Genomic DNA, 20,291 nt, shown 5'->3' with positions numbered 1-20,291 from the left:
CCGCCACACATTGTGTGGCGGGCCCCTCGGCGTCGTGCTGTGTGCTGTCCGCTGCGTGTTGATGCGCTACGGGGCGATGGGCGGGCGGTAGGTCGTGTCCGGGCCCTGGTCCCGGTCGCCGGGCCGGTCCTCGCGGATGACCTCGCCCTGGACGATCTTGCCGTCGGGATAGTGGATGCGGGCCTGCTGGAAGGCGTCGCCGAAGGTGCCGGCCGGGGCCGAGGCCATCTTCCGCTCCAGCGAGCGGGCGGCCCGGCGGCCGATCAAGGACCGGACGGGCGGCAACAGCAGGAGCAGGCCGGCCGCGTCGGAGATCAGGCCGGGCATCATCAGGAGCAGCCCCGCCGCCATGGTGAGGCCGTTGCCCCGGCCCGGCTGCTGCGGGGTGGGCTGCTGCCCCTGCTGGGCCTGCTGGAAGGTGTCGGTCAGGTTCTTGAAGGCACGCCGTCCCGCGCGCTTGATGACCACCGCGCCGAGGACCATGCCGCCCGCGAGCAGCGCGGCGACCGTCAGCCCGCCGGCGGCTCCGGCGACCAGGCTGAGCAGCCAGATCTCCAGGATCAGCCAGCCGGCTACCGCCAGGGGGAGGAACGTACGGGCGGGCGAGCGCCGCCGGGGGGCCGTCGAGAAGGGAACGCCGGTCGTCATACCGTCCAGTGTGCCTGGGCCCGGGTAAAAGCGACCTCAGCCGGAGGTACCGGACATCCCCTAGGGGGTGTCTTGCCGGTCAGGCCTTGCGGTCGTCCTTGCCCCGGGTCTTGCCGAGGAGCTTGGCGGCCTGGGCCTTGAGGCCCCACTGGGTGACCCGCCACAGGGCCTCCACCACGATGTCCTTGCTCATCTTGCTGTCGCCGAACTCGCGCTCGACGAACGTGATGGGCACCTCCACCACGCGGAAACCCTTCTGCACGGCCCTGCGGGCCAGGTCGACCTGGAAGCAGTAGCCCGCCGAGGCCACCTCGTCCAGGCCCAGGCCTTCCAGGGTCTCCCGCCGGAAGGCCCGGTAGCCGCCCGTCACGTCGCGGATCGGGACGTCCAGCATCAGCCGGGAGTACGTGGAGCCGCCGCGCGAGAGGAACTCGCGGCTCTTGGGCCAGTTCACGACGCGGCCGCCCGGCACCCAGCGGGACCCGAGGACCAGGTCGGCGCCGGCCAGCGCGGTGAGCAGGCGGGGCAGCTCCTCCGGCTGGTGGGAGCCGTCGGCGTCCATCTCGACGATCACGCCGTAGCCCGCGTCCAGGCCCCAGACGAAGCCCGCGAGGTAGGCGGCGCCGAGCCCTTCCTTGCCCTTGCGGTGCAGGACGTGCACGTGGTCGTCACCGACCGCCAGCTCGTCGGCGAGCTTGCCGGTGCCGTCGGGGCTGTTGTCGTCCGCGACCAGGATGTGGGCCTCGGGCACCGCCGCGCGGACGCGGCCGACGATCAGCCCGATGTTCTCCGCCTCGTTGTAGGTCGGAATGATCACCAAGGCCGTACCGAGCGGTCCGTAGGTCCGCTGTCCGCCGTCGCTCACTGAGTCCCCTTTTGTGCTCTTGCACGTCCTGTACGTCTGGTCGCAGGAAATGACTCTAGAACAGTGATCGGGGCCCGCGGTCCTTCGGGCCGGTCACACTCCCGCTGGCCGCGGGCCGCCGTGACCGTTGTCTACTGGACCGCCGGGCCCCGCACCGGGACCACCCTCCCCCGACCTCCTACGGAGCGGGGGCGACCCCCATCCGGCGAAACCTTCCCTCGCCCCCGAGGCGCGGGCGCGCTGAGCGGACGGATCCGTCCGGCACGGACGTCCTTGTGGTGGACCCGGCCGAACCTATCCGGGTCCGAGCGCCCGGACCGAACCGAGGACCACCGGATCACCCCTGTGGGCGTACGAATACTTCCCGCCCGCCGACCACGGTGGCCAGGCAAACCGGCAGCTCCGAACCCGGGGTCAGGTCGGGAAGCCCGGGGGTCCCGGACCGGGGGTCGGTGGACCAGCGGGCGACCCGGTCGTCGGGGGCCTGGACGACCAGTTCGGCGGTCTGCCAGACGGCGTAGTCGGCCGGAGCGCCGGGAACGAGCACGCCCGCGTCGTCGCGGCCCAGCGCCCGCCAGCCGCCCCGGGTGTGGGCCGTGAAGGCGGCCCGTACGGAGATCCGGTGCTCCGGGGTCCGGTGGAAGGCGGCCGCGCGGACCGTGCCCCAGGGGTCGAGCGGGGTCACCGGCGCGTCCGAGCCGAAGGCCAGCGGCACGCCCGCCTTGAGCATCGCCGCGTACGGGTTCAGGGTGCGGGCGCGCTCGGGCCCGAGGCGGTCCGCGTACATGCCGTCCTCGCCGCCCCACGCCGCGTCGAAGGCGGGCTGCACGGAGGCGGTCAGGCCCAGCTCCGCGAAGGCGGCGATGGTGGCGGGGGTCATCATCTCGGCGTGCTCGACGCGGTGCCGGGCAGCCCGGACGCGGGCCAGGCCGACCTTTTCGGCGGCCGCGCGGACGCCCTCCACGACGGCGGTGATCGCGGCGTCGCCGATGGCGTGGAAACCGGCCTGGAGTCCCGCCTCGGTGCAGGCGGCGACGTGCGCGGCGACCTCGGCGGCGTCCAGGTAGCCGGTCCCGGTGTGCGGGGCGTCGCTGTACGGGGCGTGCAGGCAGGCGGTGTGCGAGCCGAGGGCGCCGTCCACGAAGAGGTCACCGGCGGCTCCGACCGCCCCGAGCGCCTTCGCCCGGTCGAGGTCCCGGTCGGCCCAGTATCCGAAGACGCGCGGCCCGGGCCGCTCGGCCGCCAGGGCCAGCAGGGCGGTGAAGTCCTCGGCGGACGAGATGTCGGGGCCGCCGCACTCGTGCAGGGAGCCGATGCCGAGGGACGCGGCCCGGTCGAGGGCCGCCGCCTGGGCCTCCGCGCGCTGCGCGGGGGTGACGGCGGCCAGGGCCGCCCGCCGTACGGCGTGGTGGTCGTCACGGGTCAGCGGCTCGTCACCCTCGGGCCGTACGCCCGGGACGAGGTCGAGCAGCGCGGTGGTGACCACCGCGGAGTGCACGTCGATGCGGCTGAGGTAGAGCGGGCGGCCGGCGGCGGCCTCGTCGAGCTCGGCCCGGCGCGGCGCCCGGCGTTCGGGCCAGCGGGCGGCGTCCCAGCCGTGCCCGAGGAGCACCCGGTCGGCGGGGCGGCTCGCGGCGTACGCCCGTACGAGGTCCAGCGCGTCGGTCAGCGAGCGGGCGCCGGTGAGGTCCAGCCCGGTGAGGGCGAGCCCGGCGGAGGTGGCGTGCACGTGGGCGTCGGTGAAGGCGGGCGTGACGAGCGCGCCACCGAGGTCGACGACCTCGTCCACGCCCTGCGCGAAGGCGTCGGCCGCGCCTTCGGAGCCGACCCAGGCGATGTGGCCACGCTCGACCACCATCGCGGTGGCGAAGGGGTCGGCGGGGCTGTGGACCTCGCCGCCGCGAAGGAGGACGGTGCGGGTGCCTCCGGCGGCGTCGGCGGAGTTGGCGGTGCGGTCAGTCATGGGGAACAGTCTCGCCCCTCGGACGGGCGGGGGCGGACGCGGGTGGGGGCGGACGCGGGTGGGGGCTCCGCCCGGACCTTCCCCTCCGGCAGGGGGACCCCGCCCCTCGAACGCCGGCGAGGCTAAATACGGGGCGGGCGGGCCTCGTACGGGGTGGAGAGGACGACCGTCGTACGCGTCGAGACGTGCGCCAGGGCCCGCAGGCGGCCCAGCAGGTCCTCCAGTTCCAGGGGCGTCGCCACCCGGACCTTGAGGATGTAGTTCTCGTCGCCCGCGACGCTGTGGCAGGCCTCGATCTCGGGAACGCCGGACAGCCGGTCGGCGATGTCGTCCGGGGCGCTCGGGTCGAACGGCTTGACCGAGATGAAAGCCGTCAACGGCAGGCCGACGGCCTCGGGGTCGACCACCGCCGCGTAGCCGCGGATCACGCCGCGCTGTTCCAGCCGGCGTACTCGCTGATGGACCGCCGACGTGGACAGTCCGGTGGCCTTGCCCAGATCCGTGTAACTCATCCGCCCGTCCCGCACGAGCAGATCAACGATCTGGCGGTCCAGCTCCTCCATTGCGCTCATAGCCGCTCAACCTAAGGCCCAAGGGCGCTCCTGGCCCAGTGCTGTCCACCCACTGGAGGCATCTGCGCCGGGCATGTGACCAAGGCCACAGGGTCAGGCAGGCGTACGACGTGCTGTCGTGGTTACTCGTGCCGCGCTGCGGGAAGTGCTTGGTGTGGCCGAGGCCGAAGAACCTGCCCGCCCGGCCCACCCAAGGGGGAGTACATCCATGCTGAACAACAAGCGCGCCGGTCGCACCGAACCGGAGCCCCTCGAACAGGTCGAGACCGAGGAAGGCGCGTACTCCGAGTACGCCGAATACCTCGAAGACGGCGAGGGGTTCGAGATCCACCACGCGATCTGCCCCGACTGCGGCCAGTCGATCGCCCTCGTCGCGGACGAGGAGTACCTGCCGCAGCACGCGCTCTGCCTGACCCCGTGGAACCCCTTCGGTCTCACGGTGTGCGCGGGCACCGGGCGGCCCGCCGGCGACGCGCTGCCCACCGTCGGCGCGTTCCAGTCACCCGAGGCGTCGGAGCTAGAGGCCGTCGTGCTCCTGGACCTGCCCCAGGGGCTGGACTGGCGGACGCAGCCGTTCTCGCACGTCGGCGGTCCGGGCTCACGTCCGGTCCGGCTGGGGCGCCCCGCGCTGCCGCAGGCGCAGGCCCAGACGCAGCAGGAGCACGCGCAGGCGGCCTGACGGCCCCCTGCGCGCCCGCCGCGGCCTTCCGGTTCCTCCGGTTCCTCTACCAGTAGGTTCCCTGCACCATGGCAGCCAGGCTGGCGTGGTGCAGGATCAGGCTGTCCGGGTTCTCCGGGATCTCGACCTCGCCGAAGTGCGCCTGCCGGTAGGCGATGCGGAGCATCACGATCCCGTGGCGCAGGGCCGCGTAGAGGGTGTGGAACTCCATGTTCCGCGGGGTGTGGCCGGTGAGTTCGGCGTACCGCCGCTCCAGGTCCTCGCGGCGCAGGAAGTCCGGCAGGCCGGGCTGGCCGAAGCTCACGGTGAGGTCCTGGAAGAACCGGTGCAGGTAGACGCTCCAGCCGAGGTCCACTTCGCGCGGGGCGTACGCCGCCATCTCCCAGTCCAGCACGGCCGCCGGCGTGAATCCGTCGTAGATGACGTTGCCGATGCGCGCGTCACCCCAATTCAGCACCGTGGGGCCCTCGTCCTGCGGCCAGAGCTCCTCCAGGCGGGCGAACGCGCGCTCGATGAGCGGTGACGGGGCCAGCCCTTCCACCACCCAGGAGTAGTAGGCGCGTTGGGCGTCCACGTGCCGGCGCAGCGGGCTTCCCGCGCCCTCGGGCAGCAGGAACTCGGCCTCCTTGGCGGGGAACTGGTCGTGCAGGCGGGCCAGCAGCGAGATGCTCGCCTCTTGCAGCACGGCGCGCTCGGCGTCGGTCGCGGCGTGCAGCCAGTTGCCCTCGTAGGTGTAGGGCATGACGTCGGGCGGGACCCGGCCCTCGGCGCGGGCCATCACGAAGAACGGCGCTCCGAGCGGCCCCGGGTCCTCCTCCAGCCACTGCACGCGCGGGACGGGCACGTCCGTGTGCTCGGCGACCAGGCTCATCACGCGGTGCTGGCGCGGCATGTCGTACGTCGGGAAGACGGTGTAGGCGGCCGGATCGGCGGCGAGGCGCAGCGCGCAGGCGCGGAGCGGGGTGTCGGGGTGCTCTATGTCGAAGAGCAGGGTCTCGCTGGACATGCCGTTGGAGCCGGGGACCGAGACGTTGGTGACCTTCGCACCGGGAAGCCGGGCGTCCAGCCAGGCGGCGAGCCGCCGGCCGAGTTCTTCGGGCTCTCGGGTGGAGGTGCGCGGACGTGGAGCGGTTGCCATGGTCGGAGTCCTTTCTACTGGGCGACGGAGGAGTAGTCGGTGAAGCCGCTGGGGTCGTGGCGCCCGAAACTGCCGTGTTCGAAGATGCCGTGGCCGATCTGCCCGTCGAGGGTGAAGCGCGCCGAGTGGTCGGTGACGCCGAAGGCGGCCATCGGGTGGGCGGCGGGGTCGGAGAGGTCGTAGACGCGCCGGTCGGTCCAGTTGCGCCCCTGCCAACTGCCGTGCTGCCAGTCGCCGGCGGGCGGGTAGCCCGCGCCCACGGCGAGCGGGGAGGAGTTCAGGATCTGCACGCCGAGTTCGAGCGGCTTGCGGGCCGGGTCGGTGAGGTGGATGACCGCGCTCTCGGGGTGCCGGCTGCCGGGCCGGTAGCGGATCTCGGTGTGCGGCCAGCCGAGTTGGACGTCGTGGCGGCCGCTGTCCTCGGGGAAGACCTGCACGGCCTCGTTCAGGGCCCGGTGCCCGTCGGCGTCCTCCTGGGCGATGACCATCACGAACCGGTCTTCGAACCGGACCGGGATCCAGAGCCAGTGGAACCCCTCGGGCCGGTACTCCTCGGCGGCGCGGCCCCCCTCCTCACCGGGTATCGGTCGCACGCCCCAACTCCGGTCGCGGGTGCCGGTCCACTCCCCCGGGGTGACGGTGAACTCCTCGCCCTTGGCGCGGATGGTGCCGGTGACGTTGCCCGCCTGGACGAAGCGGCGGCCTTCCAGGATGAGCCGGTCGCCGCGCCGCTGGGTGTGGTGGGGCTCCCACACGGCGGGGAACTCGGCGGTCCAGGCGAGGTCGTACGAAAGCCCGTCCGGGTCGTCGGGATCGGCGGCGCAGCGCAGGGTGAGCTGCTTGAGCGGGACGTCGACGGTGATGGACAGGGGGCCGACGCGGAGGTTCATGCGGTCGTCGGTGAGCGCGTCGGAAGCCCGGACGGCGAGCAGGTCGTCACCGATGCGGAGGGTGGCGTAGGCGTCGATGACCCCGGTGTTGGGGTACACCCCGAGGCCGAGGATGAGGACGGCGCGGCCGGCGTGGTCGAAGACGTGGAAGATGCAGCGGTCGTAGGCGTTGCGGTCGCCACTGACGAGGTGCTTCATCGACAGCGGGGCCTGGTGGATCGGGTACTCGTCCAGTCCGATGGGCCGGTCGGCGGGCATGGCGAACCTCCTGGGCGGGGTGGGGGCTTCGAGTGGCACGGCAGGTTGGTGTGTCGGAACGGCTGCTCAAGCGGATATGACGGTACGTCAGAAACGGGCCTGGGGGCCAGACTTCTGGCACGGTCTGACACACCGGCATGATGCGCCGGGAGCGGCGCTGCCGGCCGCACGCCGCGGTGATCGGCCCTCGGACTCGGCAGGTCAGGGCTGTCGCCCTCGGGCCGACGGTCAACCGTTCCCGGTCGGCGTGCCGGTGCGTCGCCGGACCAGCAGGCTCCCCATGGCGGTGCGTCGGTGCAGGACCGCCCGACCGGCGCGGACCGTGGTGATCAGGCCGGCGCCGCGCAGCGCGGTGGTGTGGGCCGAAATGGTGGCATTGCTGACACCGAGCCGCCGGGCGAGTTCACTGGTGGTGTGCTCGTCCGCGAGTCGGAGCAGGATGTCGACGCGGGTCCGCCCGAGCACTCCGGACAACGCGTCGTCCGCGTCCCCCGGACCGGTCGGCACGAGCGGGAGGCCCGGACCGGCCGGAAACGTCACGACCACGGGGTGATCGGGCAGGTCGGAGACGAGGGGATGGCCGGTCCAGTGGAACGTGGGCAGGAGCAGCACGCCGCGCCCGTCCAGCACGATGTCCCGCTCCGGCCCTTCGACCTCCCAGACGTCCTCGTGCAACCGGGTGCCGGGTACGAGTCCGGCGAGTGCGGCGCCGATGCCGTGTTCGGCCACTGCCAGCGCATGGCGGGTGAACTCCGCGTGGTGCAGATCCTGGACCAGGGTCCACACAGGACGCACGACCGTTTCGAAGGCGGCGTGCTGGGCCCGACGGAGGACGTGCCACGCGGCGGCATCACCTCGGTGCAGGTCCCGGATCCACAGCGGCGCCGGGGACGCGTGCGTGGCGTAGACCCGCTCGATTTCGGATCGAACCAGTTCCGGGCGCGAAGCTCGTACGGTGTCCAGCCCCTCCCGCAGCGTGTCGCTGAACACGTCGATGAAGTGGGGGGCCCGCTCCGCGGGGACCAGGTCCCTCAGGGGTCCGACGGCGAGCGGCAGGGAACGGAGCACCCGCTGTCTCCAACGGCCGAAGAGCAGCTCCCCGTCCGGGCGGCACATCGTCATGAGCGCCGCGTTCAGCTCCGCCAGCGGGGCCGGCCGGGGCGCGAACCGGACCCGCGCGAAGTCGACGGAGGTGAAACGGATCCGGATCACTGCTCTCCCCGCCCTCGCCGCACCATCGTTTCGACCAGGCCCTAAACCCTCGCCCGCGCCTCCGACCGGCGCCAGCATTCGGGGCACGCCCCTTCACGCATTGACTCAAGGGGTGCCGGACGGCGCAAGGACCGACGTCACAGAGGCACAGGGAGACAGCCATGTTCCACAAGAGGACCAGCGCAAGTGACCGCGTGGGCGGGGCCGTTGCGTTCGAGCGAGGTCCCGGTGGCGGCCCGGGAAGGGAGGGCACCGCCGGAGTGACCCGACGGGCCGTCACCACTTCGGCCCTGCTCGCCACCACGATGCTGCTGGGGGGCGGCGGCGTTGCCCGCGCACGGGTCGCGGACGACATCACCGTGCGGCTTCCGGCGCCGACCGGCGCGCACCGGACCGGGGTCACCACCCTGCACCTGGTCGATCGGCACAGGCGCGACCCCTGGGACAGCGGCATGCCGCGCGAGGTGATGGTCACCGTGTTCTATCCCGCTCGCAAGGTCCGCGGATACCCGATCGCACCGCAGATGACCCCCGCCGCAGCGGAGTGGTTCAAGGCCTTCGATCCCGTCTACGTGCACCGGGAACTACCGAAGAGCGGTGTGGACTGGGCGGCCACCATGAGCCACTCGCACACGAACGCCCCGGCACAGCCGATCCGACGGCCGGTGCTGCTGTACACCCCCGGAGGCGGAGATCCACGTACGGTCGGCACCGTGCTCGCCGAAGAACTGGCCAGTCACGGCTACGTGGTGGTGACCATCGATCACCCCGGCGAATCCGGTGCGGTCGAGTTTCCCGACGGCAGAGTGCGCGAGTACGGACTTCCGGGAACCCCCGGGGATCCGCGGATCTTCCGCAGGATGATCGACACCCGGCTCGCGGACACACGGCTCGTACTGGGACACTGGCGGCCGGCCGGAACCCCGATGCGCGGGCGCGCGCTCTGCCCGAGCACCTCGGCCGCGCCCGGCGAGTGGGTGTGTACGGCCACTCGGCCGGTGGGACGACCGCGGCCCAGGCGATGCACGAGGACCGGCGCATCGACGCGGCGGTCAACCTCGAGGGCTACCTGGACTACCCGTCGGACACGCCGGGTCGGGAAGGCGAGCTGCTCCCGATCGCCCGGCAGGGGACGGACCGGCCCTTGCTGTTGTTCGGGACCGACGGATTCCGCGACGCTCGGTTCGAGCGCTCCTGGTCGGCCCTGCTCGCCCGCTCGGAAGGACGCGTCCGCCGGCGGCAGCTCGACGACGCCGCCCACTGGGTGTTCACCGATTACGCCGCCACAGCGCCCCAGTTGCAGGCTGCCGGGCTGATGACCGCCGCCGATCGGATCCATCTGGTCGGCGCGATCGACCCGGCGAGATCGGTGCCCTCGGTGCGCGGCCACGTGCTCTCGTTCTTCTCCCGGCACCTGCCGTCACTCTGAGGTCACCGGTCCGTCGGACAGGGCGGCGGCGCCGGGGAGCCGCCCTTCGGCCTCGTCGCCCATCCCGGAAACCGCGGCGCACGGCCCTCGGGTACGCCTCGAACGGATACCCGGGGCGCGGAGGGGATTACCCGTGGCCGCGGTGTCGCGTTGCCCCGGCATGACCACGGTTGAGACTTCCATGCCCCGGGCGGGACGCCGTCGGCGGCCGACACCGCCCGGGTACGAAGAATCGGTTCAGCAGGGGCCCCGGCAGCGGCACCCCGATCCACCCATCTACAGCGCGCTGATCGCCCGCTGGGCCGCCGACGGCCGGACCGTGCCCGGGCGGCGCGATCCGGAGTGGTCCCGGATCGCGTCCTCCCCGATCTGGCCGAACGGCCCGCTCTTCGGCAGCTGAGGGAGCCACCGGCCCGCCCACCCGCTCAGAGGGCGAGCAGCCCGGCCGCCGTCGGGCGGAAGCCGCACTGCTCGTAGAAGGGCTCCAGGTGCCGCTCGTAGTCCACGTGCAGCCACCGCGCCCCGCGCTCCCGCGCCGCCTCGGCGGCGGCCCGTACGAGCCGGACTCCGAGTCCGCGCCGCCGCTCTTCCGGGTGCACGGTGGTGTCCAGGACGAAGGCGTGCACGCCGCCGTCCCAAGCCACGTTGACGTAGCCCACCAGCCGGCCCTCGCGGCGGGCGGTGACCCAGGCGAGGCTGCGCTCGAGGATCGGGGCGAAGGTGGTCTCCGAGTGCCCCGGCCACGCGGCGGCGAACAAGACGTTCAGTTCGGCGTCCGCCAGCGCCGGGCGCACCGCGAACTCCACTACCGCGTTTCCGGCCCCGCCAGGTGGCGGGCGATGACCATGCGCTGGATCTGATTGGTGCCCTCGACGATCTGGAGGACCTTCGCCTCGCGCATCAGCCGCTCGACGGGGAAGTCCGCCGTGTAGCCGTAGCCGCCCAGGACCTGGACCGCGTCCGTGGTGACGGCCATGGCCGCGTCGGTGCAGAACAGCTTGGCCATCGCCGCCTGCCGGGAGAACGGCTTGCCCGCGTCGCGCAGGCGCGCCGCCGCGAGGTAGAGCGCGCGGCCCGCCTCGATCTTGGTGGCCATGTCGGCCAGCATGAAGCGGAGCCCCTGGAAGTCGGCGATCGGGTGCCCGAACTGCTTGCGGTCCAGGGCGTACGTCAGTGCCTCGTCCAGTGCCGCCTGGGCGACGCCGATGGCGCAGGCCGCGATGCCGAGGCGCCCCGCGTCGAGCGCGGCCAGGGCGATGGTGAAGCCCTGCCCCTCCTCGCCGATGCGGCGCGCGTCCGGCACTCGTACGCCGTCGAAGTGCAGCTGGGCGGTGGGCGAGCCCTTCATGCCCATCTTCTTCTCGGGCACGGCCGCCGTCAGGCCTTCCGCGTCCCCGGGGACCAGGAACGCGGTGATGCCCTTGGGGCCCTCGACGCCGGTGCGGGCGAGGACGGTGTAGAAGTCGGCGACTCCGCCGTGGGTGATCCACGCCTTGGTGCCGGTGATGATCCAGTCGTCGCCGTCTCGCACCGCCTTGGTGGTCAGCGAGGCGGCGTCGGAGCCCGCGGCGGGCTCGGAGAGGCAGTAGGCGCCCAGCAGGCCGCCGCCGAGCATGTCGGGCAGGTGCGCGCCCTGCTGCTCCTTGGTGCCGTAGCCGGCGAGGCCGTGGCAGGCCAGGGAGTGCACGCTGACGCCGAGGCCGACGGTCAGGCGGGCCGCGGCCAGCTCCTCCAGGACCTGGAGGTAGACCTCGTACGGCTGCTCGCCGCCGCCGTATTCACCGGCGTACGGGAGGCCGAGCAGTCCGGCGTCGGAGAGGAGGGTGAACACCTCCCTGGGGAACCGCCCGGAGTCCTCTTCCTCGGCGGCCTTGGGCCGGATCTCCCGCTGCGCGATCTCTCGTACGAGCGCGAGGAGGTCCCGGGACTCCTCGGTGGGCAGCTGACGGTCCACCGGCTGCGGGGCGCGGTCGGTCATGGCGGCGCTCTCCTCCCTCGTCGGGCACGGCGGCGACGCGCGAGGTGTGTTGCGCGCCACCGGGTCTCGGTGCTCTTACAGCCGATGCTGCCCGTCCCGGATCACGGAATGGGCTGTTCAGCGGCTGCGGCGGGTTGAGTATGCCCGATCAGGGGCGTCCCGTCACCGGGGCAAGATCATCGGCCTGCTCGAACGGCTCTTCGGGAGCGGGAGGTGCCGGACACTCCGGGACGAACTCCTCGATCACCGTCAGCGTCGCCCGAAGCTGGCGTACGAGCAGCGCTCCGAGCTCGTCCCGGCCGGGCCGGGCCGGGGCGTCCCCCGCGGCGGCGCCACCGCCGTTCAGGCCGCCGATCCACTCCAGGGTGGTCCCCTCGACCCCGGAGAGCCAGCCGACGAGGGCGAGCCGGGCGATCGGGGGGAGCGCGCGGTGCCCGTACGCGCCTTCGGCGATGGTGGCGACGAGTTCCTCGCGGACGGCGTCGCGGATGGCGAGCACCTCGGCATCGGAGCCGACACCGCCGGTGACGATGGTGCGGTAGGCGGCGTGGTGATGTTCGGCGTAGTACAAGTAGCCGTCGATGGTGCGGCGGACGCGTTCCGCGTTGGGGAGGTCGGTCTCCCCGCCGGCGCGGGCGACGAGCTCCGCGACGGAGTCCTCGACGATGGCGAGGTAGTAGCCGCGCTTGCTCTTGAAGTAGTAGTAGATCAGCCCCTTGGCGACGCCCGCGTGCTTGGCGATGTCGTCCATGGAGAGCGCGTCGTACGAGGTGTCGGCGAACAACTTGCGTCCGGTCGCTATGAGTTCGGCCCTGCGGACCTGCGAACGCTCGGTCGTACCGCGCTGTTGACTATTATTCAAATTCAGCCCTAGCCTCGAACTGCCACAAGATGCCTGAAGTATGGCAGCACTTCCCCTGCGCACCGGACGACGTACGGGAGGAACCATCATGAGCACGGGCAAGAGACCGCTCCGCGAGGGCCGGGTCCACTGGAAGAAGTCGGCAGCCGTCGCGATGCCCGCGATCGTGGCCGTCGGCGCGATGGCGATGGTCATGGCGCAGGGCGCGCTCGCCGCCTCCTTCGCCGTCTCGGGGACCAGTTTCCAGGTCTCCTCGTCGAAGTTGAGCAGCAAGGGCCTGGCCTCGTACGTGCAGACGGACCGCTCCGTCGACGGCAAGGGGCATCCGGTGGCGCTTCTCGGCATCGGCGAGGCCACCCTCTCCGACATCTGCCAGGCCGCCGAGGTGGACACCCCCGTCGGCAAGGTGGTCTTCAAACTGACCGCCGGCGGCCCGGCCGGGGAGGTCACGGCCAGCAACCTGGTGATCGACGGCGAGGACCTCAACGGCGACGCCACCTTCGGCACGGCGCAGATCGGCCGGGACGCCTCGACGCTCGACCAGGTGGACGGGGTCCAGGGCCAGGCGGGGAAGTTCGGCCTGCAGGCGGGGAACATCGAAGTGGTGGGCGTGAAGTCGCACGCCTGGTCCGCGACCGGCGGGAACTTCAAGCTCAAGGGCCTGAACCTGAGCGTCAGCCTGGACGGCAAGAAGTGCTTCTGAGCCTGCGCGGCGGGTGGTTGGAGCGGCGGCTTCCGCTGCCGGAGCACCGGCGGCGGCTGCGCGCCTGGCGCCGGACCCGGCCGTTCTGGGGCGGCCTGCTGGTGCTGCTGGGCGGGACCGAGCTGCTGCTGGTCCCGCTCTCCCCGCTGACGGTGCTGGTCAGCCTCGGCCTGGGCGGGATCGCGGCGATCGGGATCGGCGTCGCGCTGATCCTGGCGGGGCTGTTCCTGTGGTTCCTGCCGGGGGCCCGGGCGTACGTGTCCCTGCACGCCCTGCTGCTGTCGGTGCTGTCCTTCGTGGCCACCAACCTGGGCGGGTTCCTGGTCGGGATGTTCCTCGGCATCGCGGGGAGCGCGCTGGCCTTCGGTTGGACCCCGCTGCCCGACGAGGAGGCGGGCGAGGAGGGTCCGTACGTCCCCAGCCTGGACGGCAGCGGGCCGCGGACGCTGGCCGCCGCGCTGCCGGTGCTGCTGCTCGCGGCGCTGGCCACGGGCACCCCGCAGGCGAAGGCCGCCCCGACGGCCGGGGCGCCGACAGCCGGGGCTCCGAGGGCGGGGGCACCGAGGGCGGCCCGCACTCCCCCGACGGTGACGACCTCGCTCTTCGCGCCGCAGGGCTTCACGCTGGCGGGGGTCACCGAGGTGCCCACGGTGGACGGGCCGCTGAAGGTGCTGGTGCTGCGGATGCGCGCGGCCTCGCTGCGTGACTACCGGCTGCGGACCCGGGACGGCTCGGACGAGTACGGGCTGTCCGCCGACTCCCTCGACCTGCGCGGCGACGTAACCCTGTACCTCACGAAGTTCAGCGGCTGCATCGAGGGACTGCTGTGCGTCACGTTCAGCCCCCAGGGGCTGCCCGCGCCGCCGGTCATCCCGCCGTTCGTCTTCATGACGCAGGTCACGGCGGAGCAGGCACTCGTCACCTCCGACGTGATCGTCACCGACGGACTCCGGCTGGACGCCTCGTGATCCCGGTGCAGGCAGCGCCGCTGTGGGCGTACGGCATCGGCGCGACCTTCGCGGTGGCGGCCGGTCGGCAGCTCCGGTGGTGGGAGCGCTCGGTGCGCGGCGAAGGGGTCCGGACGAGGAGCCGCGCGGCCAATCCGTACCTGGCGCTCACCCTGCTCCACGCGGCCCTGCTGCTCGCCCCGACCGGGGCGTACCTGCTGTGGCAGGCCCCCTCCTGGGCCACCATGCACGTGGCGCGGGACCACGACGGGATCTGGGCCGGCTTCGCGCTCTTCCACACCGGGTCGGTGGTGGTGGGATCGCTGCTCGGCTTCCTGGCGGCGCGGCTGTTCGTCCTGGTGGGGGCCGGGTACTGGGGGTATCTGCAGGCGGTCGCCGGCCACTTCCTGCTGTTCTTCACCCTGATCCACGGGTGGGACGGCAACGGGTACCGGCGGGTGCTGAGCGCCGATCCGCGGGCCTTCGCCGGCTGGTCCGCGGACGGCGTGGTCAACAGCTGCCTGGCCTTCGCCACCTCCGGGACCTTCCTGGCCCTGCTGGTCTTCGGCTCGGCGGTGATCGGCACGATGCTGCTGGCCGAGATCGGCTGGCTGGTGGAGGGCTGGCGGCTGCCGGGGGCGGCGGCGGACCTGAAGGTGCCCCGGGTGGTCGCGGTGGCGATCGCGGGGGCGGGGGTGTACGTGCTGCCGTTCGCCGGGGCGCTGGGGGCGAGTGCGCTCGTACGGGTGCTGGGGTGGTGGGCGGGGCTCGGCCTGTTCGCGGTGGCGGCCGGGGTGGTGCTGCTGCCCGCGCGGTCACCCGTACGCGCCCTCTACGGGCTGGTCGGCATCCCGGACGGGCACTGGCGGGCCGAGCCGGAGACGGCTGCTACAGCCAGCCGACCTGGGTGACGAACATGGCGATGACGACCACGAGGGTCCAGCCGAGGACGTGCTCCAGCCAGGAGGAGCCGTCCTTGGGGCCTCCGGTGCGGACGAGGCCTCGGGCGCGGGCGGTGAGGGCGGCGGTGTCAGCGGTCATGCCGTCCAATGTGCCGGCGTTCGCGGCTTTCGCGGTAGAGACGATGGTCACTGGTGGCGCCCGTCACGCCGCCGGGCCCCGACCACGCCCCGGGGTGCGGGGGCGGTCGGGGCCCGGCGGCCGGTTCGCCGGCGCCGTCAGGCGCGGACGTCGCGGTTGCGTCCTGCCATCGCCGCCATGGCGAGGCCGAGGCACAGGGCGACGCCTCCGGCGATCACGTTGCTGACCACCGTGCGGGTCGTGTCCATCTCTCCGGCGATGACCCACGGGGCGATGATCGTCCACGCGCCGAGCCCGACGGCCGTCCAGGCCATCGCGTGGGTGCGTTCGTAGGCGGACCCGAGGCCGCCCATGCACAGGCAGAACGCCAGGCCGGCGATCAGGTTGTTGATGGCCAGCGGGGTGAGGGTGCTGAATCCGGCGATCCATGGCGAGGCCGCCAGGTACAGGCCCGTGAGCAGGGCCAGTGCCTCCACGGCTTGCGCGGCAGGGGTGCTGGTCACCCGCTCGAACCGAGTGCGCATTTCGGCAAGGTCCGGGTGGTGCTCGATGCTGCTGGGATGAGTGGTCATGGCGGGCCGCCTCCTACGAGAAGCCTTATATGCCCTTTATGCCCATATTCCGCCGATTAAGCCGTTCGAACCAGCCGAGCTTTCTCAGAGCACGCCGACCGCCCTCAGCGCCACGATCTGCGCCGCGCTCGGGACGGCCGGGGCGTAGAGGTAGCAGATGCCTCCGGTGCCCGAGGCGACCTTGCCGGCGGCGTTGTGACGCTTGGTGCGCAGCCAGATGTTCTCCCACTCGCGGCGCTTGTAGACCCGGCGGACGGACGCGTTGTCGGGCGAGTTGGGGTCGTTGGCGATCACGTCCCCGGCGGCGGTGAACCCGATGACGGTCATCAGGTGGCCCGCGGTCCCGTAGCCGGCGCCCGTGAGCTCCTGCGGGGTGAAGGACTGGGAGGTGATGGCCGGGATGCCGGCCCGGATCAGGGTCTCCAGGTCGGCGAGGGAGCAGAGGCGGGTGACCACCCCGGCCAGCCCGCGGTAGGTCGCGGCGTAGGCCGCGTTGAAGGGCCAGTTGCCGCAGCCCTTGTAGGCGGCGTCGTAGGTGGAGCGGGCGGCGTGGCAGACCTGGGGATCGGAGTACTTCGGGTTGACCCAGGTCAGGGCGGTGGCGCCGGCCTTGCGACCCCAGAACTCGATGATCATCTGGGAGGAGGTGGGGCTGCACCAGGCCTCGCCGCCGTTGTCGTACTCGGGGTACTGCCCGGCGTGGGTCTCCTGCGAGTAGCGCGGGACCTTCAGCTCGTGGGCGTTCCCGGACGGGGCGGAGGCGGGGACCGTGAAGCGGTCCGGTACGTCGGAGACCATGGCTCCGGCCAGCCATACGGTCGGGCCGCGGTCGGCGCCGGGCTTGCGGTACAGCGTCAGCCGCAACCGCCAGTCGGTGATGCGCAGGCCGCTCGCGGGGGCGTCCACGGCCAGGGTGTCGGTCCAGACGGTGGAGCGGCCGTCGGTCTGGCCGTCGACGGAGGTGCGGCGGATGTCTCGGTCACGGGAGGCCCAGCGGCCCATGACGTACCAGGGGGTGCTCGTGCCGTCGCCGTAGGTGCCGCGCAGTTCGACCTGGATCCAGGTGCCGGCGGGGGTACGGGCGTTCCAGGAGGCGATGGCCTCGGTGGCGGGGACGGTGGAGCGGTGCACCGGGGAGGTCCAGGTGGCGTATTCCCAGGTGCTCTTCTTCCCGGTGTGCGGGTCGGCGTACTCGGTCCGCCCGAGCGGGGTCTCGATCTCCAGGCCGGGGCGGGTTCCGCCGACGGCGGTGGTGCCCTGGTGGGTGCCGGCCAGCCAGTGCGCGTACGAGTACCAGAACCGGTTGTCGACCGGGCGCCCCGAGCCCCGCGGGGCCGGCGGTGCCGGTGGCGCCGACGGGGTGGCGGCCTCGGCGCTGCCGCCGGAGACGGCGGCGGCGGTGGCCGCGGTGGCGACCGCGAGTGCGGCGACGAGTACGGCCCTGCGCGGTGTGGGTGCGGTCATCGCGGGCTTCCCCCAGGGGTGGGTCGGTGCCGGTGCTGGTGGCTTCACCCTTCCAGTTCCCGGCGGCCGCGGGCCGAAGCCGGCAGTCGTGTCGGGCTTGTCTACGCTGGTCGGGTGGAGCCACACCAGTCACTCGAATCACTCGCGCGGGAGCTCGCCGCGTTGCCGCCCTCCCTCGGTCCGGTCCGGCTGATCGGGATCGACGGGCACGCCGGGTCCGGCAAGAGCACCTTCGCGGGCCGCCTCGCGCAGGCGATGGGGGCTCCGGTGCTGCACCTGGACGACGTGGCCACCCACGAGGAGCTGTTCGACTGGCAGGAGCGGCTGCGGGCCCAGGTGCTGGAGCCGCTCGCCGCCGGCCGGCCCGCGCACTGGGCCCCGTACGACTGGGTGGAGCGCCGCTTCGGGCCGTCGCGGGTGCTGGAACCGGCTCCGGTGCTGCTCGTCGAGGGGGTCGGAGCCGGGCGCCGGGCACTGCGCCCGCATCTGGCGCGGCTGCTGTGGATGGAGACGCCGCGTGCGAAGTCCTGGGGGCGCGGGCGGGACCGGGACGGGCGTGAACTCTCCGACTTCTGGGACGGATGGGAGCGCGCGGAGCTCGCGCACTTCTCGGACGACCCTTCGCGCCCCTTCGCCGACACGTTGGTGCGCCAGAGCGGTACGGGATACGAGTGGTCTTCCGGGGCGGCTGCGACCCCACGAACGACCGCTTTCGTCACCGAAGGTGACGGACTCCCCCGGGCCTGAGCGGCCCCGGAATTCCGCGCCCGCGGGCCTCTTCCGACCTGCTTGACCTGGGGCCCGCAGCGGCCTTACGTTCTCAATGCGGGGCCTTAACCGGCCGCCGCGGACACAAGCCCCCGATCGTTCCCCCGTGATCGGGGGCTTCGTTCCGCCCGCCGATCGGGACGCAACGACGCCGCTCCCTCACCCTGAGTCACCGGGCGCATCGGGGGCGCACACCCGAACCACGTCCGTCGCACACTACGTAAGGTGCGAAACCGCAGGTACGATGCAGCCCTGATTTCAGCGACGCCAGTCGGGGCACCGGACAACTCGCGCGCTCGAAGCGGGGGTTGCCGCGCACCACGGGGCAGGCTTGTGGGGGACGTGATGGATTTCGGCACGCCGGGCAGCGCACACGCCCCGGCCGAACTCGCCTGGCTGCGCGGGGTCGACGCCTGCACCATGGGCGCCTATCCGCAGGCCGAGGAAGAGTTCCGGACGGCCGTGCGGCTCGACCCCACGATGGCCGATGCCTGGCTCGGCCTGCACGCGCTACGGGTCGACACCACCAACGCCCTGTTGCGCATGTACGCGCACCGGGACCGCTTCGGCGAACAGCGGGCCCGGCACCGGCGGACGCTGAACTCCTGGTACTGGCTGGGCTGGTGGGTGCAGCCGGTGCTGGAGAGCCGGCGGGACCTGTTACTGGCCCACGCCTCGCACTGGCTGGACGGCCGCCACGTACCCGAGCTCGACCAGGCCCTCGCCGCGCTGCCCCCGGTGGACACCGACCCGCAGGTGCGCTTCCTGCACGCGTGCCGGGCGTACCTGGTCAAGGACTGGGAGCTGCTGGTCCGCAACACCGAGCCGCTGGTCGACGATCCGCTCCTCGGCATCGAGGCGGGGCTGTTCGGCGGGATGGCGCGGGTCCGGCTGGAGATGTACGGGCAGGCGGAGCCGCTGCTGTCGGCGGCGCTGATGCGATGTCGCAGCGAGCAGCCGCAGCGCAAGGAGCTGCGGTACTGGCTGGCGCGGGCCCACGAGGGCACCGGGCGCAGCGCGGCGGCGCTGCCGCTGTACCGGGCCGTGCACCGGGTGGACCCCTCCTTCATGGACACCGCGGCCCGACTGACGGCGATCGAGGACGGCGACGACACCGACGGCATGGCCGACCTGGCGGGCACGGCCGGGTACGCGGGGTACGGCGGCTCCGGCGGGCACGGCCCGTCCCCGGCGGGCGGGGGTTTCGCGAAGGTGGCGCTGGGCGGCGGACCCGTCCAGGACGTCGCGCCGGACGGTCAGGCCGCCGACGCGGACCCGCTGGCTCCACCGGTGCCGCCGGGAAGCCGGGTGGAGGGCGCCCGTCGCAAGGTGCCGCTCCCCGCGCAGGGCGCGCCCGGAGGGCTGCCGGCCGGACCGGCCGACCCTGCGGCGCTCGCGCAGGCGCTGGCGGAGCTGGAGCGGATGGTGGGCCTGGAGCCGGTCAAACGGCAGGTGAAGGCGCTGTCCGCGCAATTGCACATGGCGAGGCTGCGGGCGGGGCAGGGGCTGCCCGTGCAGCCGCCGAAGCGGCACTTCGTCTTCTCCGGGCCGTCGGGTACGGGCAAGACGACGGTGGCCCGGATCCTGGGCCGGGTCTTCTACGCGCTGGGGCTGCTGGGCGGCGACCACCTGGTCGAGGCACAACGGGCGGACCTGGTGGGCGAGTTCCTCGGGCAGACGGCCGTGAAGGCGAACGAGCTGATCGATTCGGCGATCGGCGGGGTGCTGTTCGTGGACGAGGCGTACTCGCTCTCGAACTCGGGCTACAGCAAGGGCGACGCGTACGGCGACGAGGCCCTCCAGGTGCTGCTGAAGCGGGCCGAGGACAACCGGGACCACCTGGTGGTGATCCTGGCGGGCTACCCTGCGGGGATGGACCGGCTGCTCGCCGCCAACCCGGGGCTGTCCTCCCGGTTCACCACCCGGGTGGACTTCCCGAGCTACCGGCCGCTGGAACTGACCGCGATCGGCGGGGTCCTGGCGGACGCGAACGGGGACCGCTGGGACGAGGAGGCGCTGGAGGAACTGCGCAGCATCAGCGGGCACGTGGTGGAGCAGGGCTGGATCGACGAGCTCGGCAACGGGCGGTTCCTGCGGACCCTGTACGAGAAGAGCTGCGCGTACCGGGACCTGAGGCTGGCGGGCTTCGCCGGGGAGCCGTCGCGGGACGACCTGGCCACGTTGCGGCTGCCGGACCTGATGCAGGCGTACGGGGAGGTCCTGTCGGGCCGGGGGCCCCAGGAGCGGCCGGAGCCCCCACCCCTCTGAAGGGGTCGCGGAAGGCTCGGCCCGGGCCGGCCGA

At 72.7% G+C, this 20,291-nt stretch carries 21 protein-coding genes; 8 read left to right on the top strand and 13 right to left on the bottom strand.

The genetic code is table 11. The annotated features are described in order from the left end of the window. Positions 1–66: 66 nt before the first annotated feature. The 4 genes from fxsA to ACFV9H_RS28710 all read right to left on the bottom strand — a co-directional run bounded on the left by fxsA (position 67) and on the right by ACFV9H_RS28710 (position 4,039). Positions 67–648 carry an FxsA family membrane protein gene (fxsA, locus tag ACFV9H_RS28725; RefSeq protein ID WP_385403695.1) on the bottom strand — a complete coding sequence of 194 codons (582 nt, stop codon included), beginning with the start codon at positions 646–648 and terminating at the stop codon, positions 67–69. Positions 649–727: 79 nt separating this feature from the next. Then, positions 728–1,513: a polyprenol monophosphomannose synthase gene (locus ACFV9H_RS28720; protein WP_385403693.1), complete on the bottom strand. Its 786-nt coding sequence runs from the start codon at positions 1,511–1,513 to the stop codon at positions 728–730. A 337-nt stretch (positions 1,514–1,850) separates the two neighbouring features. Next, positions 1,851–3,476 (bottom strand): amidohydrolase, encoded by a 1,626-nt coding sequence (locus ACFV9H_RS28715; protein WP_385403690.1) that lies wholly within the window; start codon positions 3,474–3,476, stop codon positions 1,851–1,853. 122 nt (positions 3,477–3,598) lie between these two features. After that, the gene (locus tag ACFV9H_RS28710; RefSeq protein ID WP_385403705.1) at positions 3,599–4,039 is read right to left on the bottom strand and encodes an Lrp/AsnC family transcriptional regulator; all 441 of its coding nucleotides are present in this window, start codon (positions 4,037–4,039) and stop codon (positions 3,599–3,601) included. 217 nt (positions 4,040–4,256) lie between these two features. On the opposite strand from ACFV9H_RS28710, the gene ACFV9H_RS28705 reads away from it, so the two are divergent. Further along, the gene (locus tag ACFV9H_RS28705) at positions 4,257–4,727 is read left to right on the top strand and encodes a hypothetical protein (RefSeq protein ID WP_385403688.1); all 471 of its coding nucleotides are present in this window, start codon (positions 4,257–4,259) and stop codon (positions 4,725–4,727) included. Between the two features lie 46 nt (positions 4,728–4,773). On the opposite strand, the gene ACFV9H_RS28700 is transcribed toward ACFV9H_RS28705, so the two are convergent. The 3 genes from ACFV9H_RS28700 to ACFV9H_RS28690 form a co-directional block, all read right to left on the bottom strand. Continuing rightward, positions 4,774–5,865, bottom strand: a complete 1,092-nt coding sequence (locus tag ACFV9H_RS28700; protein ID WP_385403686.1) for a phosphotransferase family protein — start codon at positions 5,863–5,865, stop codon at positions 4,774–4,776. A gap of 14 nt (positions 5,866–5,879) precedes the next feature. Then, positions 5,880–7,013, bottom strand: coding sequence for a hypothetical protein (locus ACFV9H_RS28695; protein ID WP_385403683.1), 1,134 nt, complete (start codon positions 7,011–7,013; stop codon positions 5,880–5,882). A gap of 228 nt (positions 7,014–7,241) precedes the next feature. After that, positions 7,242–8,225, bottom strand: a complete 984-nt coding sequence (locus ACFV9H_RS28690; protein WP_385403680.1) for an ArsR/SmtB family transcription factor — start codon at positions 8,223–8,225, stop codon at positions 7,242–7,244. A gap of 979 nt (positions 8,226–9,204) precedes the next feature. On the opposite strand from ACFV9H_RS28690, the gene ACFV9H_RS28685 reads away from it, so the two are divergent. Next, positions 9,205–9,654 (top strand): hypothetical protein, encoded by a 450-nt coding sequence (locus tag ACFV9H_RS28685; protein WP_385403678.1) that lies wholly within the window; start codon positions 9,205–9,207, stop codon positions 9,652–9,654. Positions 9,655–9,814: 160 nt separating this feature from the next. Next, the gene (locus ACFV9H_RS28680; RefSeq protein ID WP_385403676.1) at positions 9,815–10,054 is read left to right on the top strand and encodes a hypothetical protein; all 240 of its coding nucleotides are present in this window, start codon (positions 9,815–9,817) and stop codon (positions 10,052–10,054) included. A gap of 25 nt (positions 10,055–10,079) precedes the next feature. On the opposite strand, the gene ACFV9H_RS28675 is transcribed toward ACFV9H_RS28680, so the two are convergent. From ACFV9H_RS28675 to ACFV9H_RS28665, 3 genes are all read right to left on the bottom strand, one after another. Continuing rightward, positions 10,080–10,448, bottom strand: a complete 369-nt coding sequence (locus ACFV9H_RS28675; protein WP_385403674.1) for a GNAT family N-acetyltransferase — start codon at positions 10,446–10,448, stop codon at positions 10,080–10,082. An 11-nt stretch (positions 10,449–10,459) separates the two neighbouring features. Further along, positions 10,460–11,632 (bottom strand): acyl-CoA dehydrogenase family protein, encoded by a 1,173-nt coding sequence (locus tag ACFV9H_RS28670; RefSeq protein ID WP_385403672.1) that lies wholly within the window; start codon positions 11,630–11,632, stop codon positions 10,460–10,462. 148 nt (positions 11,633–11,780) lie between these two features. Continuing rightward, positions 11,781–12,494: a TetR/AcrR family transcriptional regulator gene (locus ACFV9H_RS28665; protein WP_385403669.1), complete on the bottom strand. Its 714-nt coding sequence runs from the start codon at positions 12,492–12,494 to the stop codon at positions 11,781–11,783. An 88-nt stretch (positions 12,495–12,582) separates the two neighbouring features. Between ACFV9H_RS28665 and ACFV9H_RS28660 the strand changes: the two genes are divergently transcribed. From ACFV9H_RS28660 to ACFV9H_RS28650, 3 genes are read left to right on the top strand one after another with little or no spacing between them, the layout of a single operon-like run. Continuing rightward, complete coding sequence (locus ACFV9H_RS28660; RefSeq protein ID WP_385403667.1) at positions 12,583–13,197, top strand: DUF6230 family protein; 615 nt, start codon at positions 12,583–12,585, stop codon at positions 13,195–13,197. Beyond that, positions 13,188–14,165, top strand: a complete 978-nt coding sequence (locus tag ACFV9H_RS28655; protein WP_385403665.1) for a DUF6114 domain-containing protein — start codon at positions 13,188–13,190, stop codon at positions 14,163–14,165. The genes ACFV9H_RS28660 and ACFV9H_RS28655 overlap by 10 nt, the downstream gene beginning before the upstream one ends. Continuing rightward, a complete protein-coding gene (locus ACFV9H_RS28650) occupies positions 14,162–15,055 on the top strand; it encodes a hypothetical protein (protein ID WP_385403663.1) in 894 nt (297 codons plus the stop codon). The genes ACFV9H_RS28655 and ACFV9H_RS28650 overlap by 4 nt, the downstream gene beginning before the upstream one ends. Here ACFV9H_RS28650 and ACFV9H_RS28645 read toward each other — a convergent pair. The 3 genes from ACFV9H_RS28645 to ACFV9H_RS28635 form a co-directional block, all read right to left on the bottom strand. Next, positions 15,033–15,185, bottom strand: coding sequence for an SCO1431 family membrane protein (locus ACFV9H_RS28645; protein ID WP_385403661.1), 153 nt, complete (start codon positions 15,183–15,185; stop codon positions 15,033–15,035). The genes ACFV9H_RS28650 and ACFV9H_RS28645 overlap by 23 nt on opposite strands. A gap of 137 nt (positions 15,186–15,322) precedes the next feature. Continuing rightward, a complete protein-coding gene (locus ACFV9H_RS28640) occupies positions 15,323–15,757 on the bottom strand; it encodes an SPW repeat protein (RefSeq protein ID WP_385403658.1) in 435 nt (144 codons plus the stop codon). A gap of 84 nt (positions 15,758–15,841) precedes the next feature. After that, positions 15,842–17,221 (bottom strand): peptidase C39 family protein, encoded by a 1,380-nt coding sequence (locus tag ACFV9H_RS28635; RefSeq protein ID WP_385403656.1) that lies wholly within the window; start codon positions 17,219–17,221, stop codon positions 15,842–15,844. 114 nt (positions 17,222–17,335) lie between these two features. Here ACFV9H_RS28635 and ACFV9H_RS28630 point away from each other — a divergent pair, with 114 nt between their 5' ends. Together ACFV9H_RS28630 and ACFV9H_RS28625 are read left to right on the top strand one after the other, a co-directional pair. Further along, positions 17,336–17,968, top strand: coding sequence for a uridine kinase (locus ACFV9H_RS28630; RefSeq protein ID WP_385403654.1), 633 nt, complete (start codon positions 17,336–17,338; stop codon positions 17,966–17,968). Between the two features lie 366 nt (positions 17,969–18,334). Continuing rightward, entirely contained in the window at positions 18,335–20,257 is a 1,923-nt protein-coding gene (locus ACFV9H_RS28625; protein WP_385403652.1) for an AAA family ATPase, read from the top strand. Positions 20,258–20,291: the final 34 nt, after the last annotated feature.

The sequence above is a fragment of the Streptomyces sp. NPDC059874 genome (assembly GCF_042731135.1).
Lineage (GTDB): Bacteria > Actinomycetota > Actinomycetes > Streptomycetales > Streptomycetaceae > Streptomyces.
Note: the sequence above shows the minus strand (reverse complement) of the source record. Positions and strands in the feature narration are given on the sequence as shown.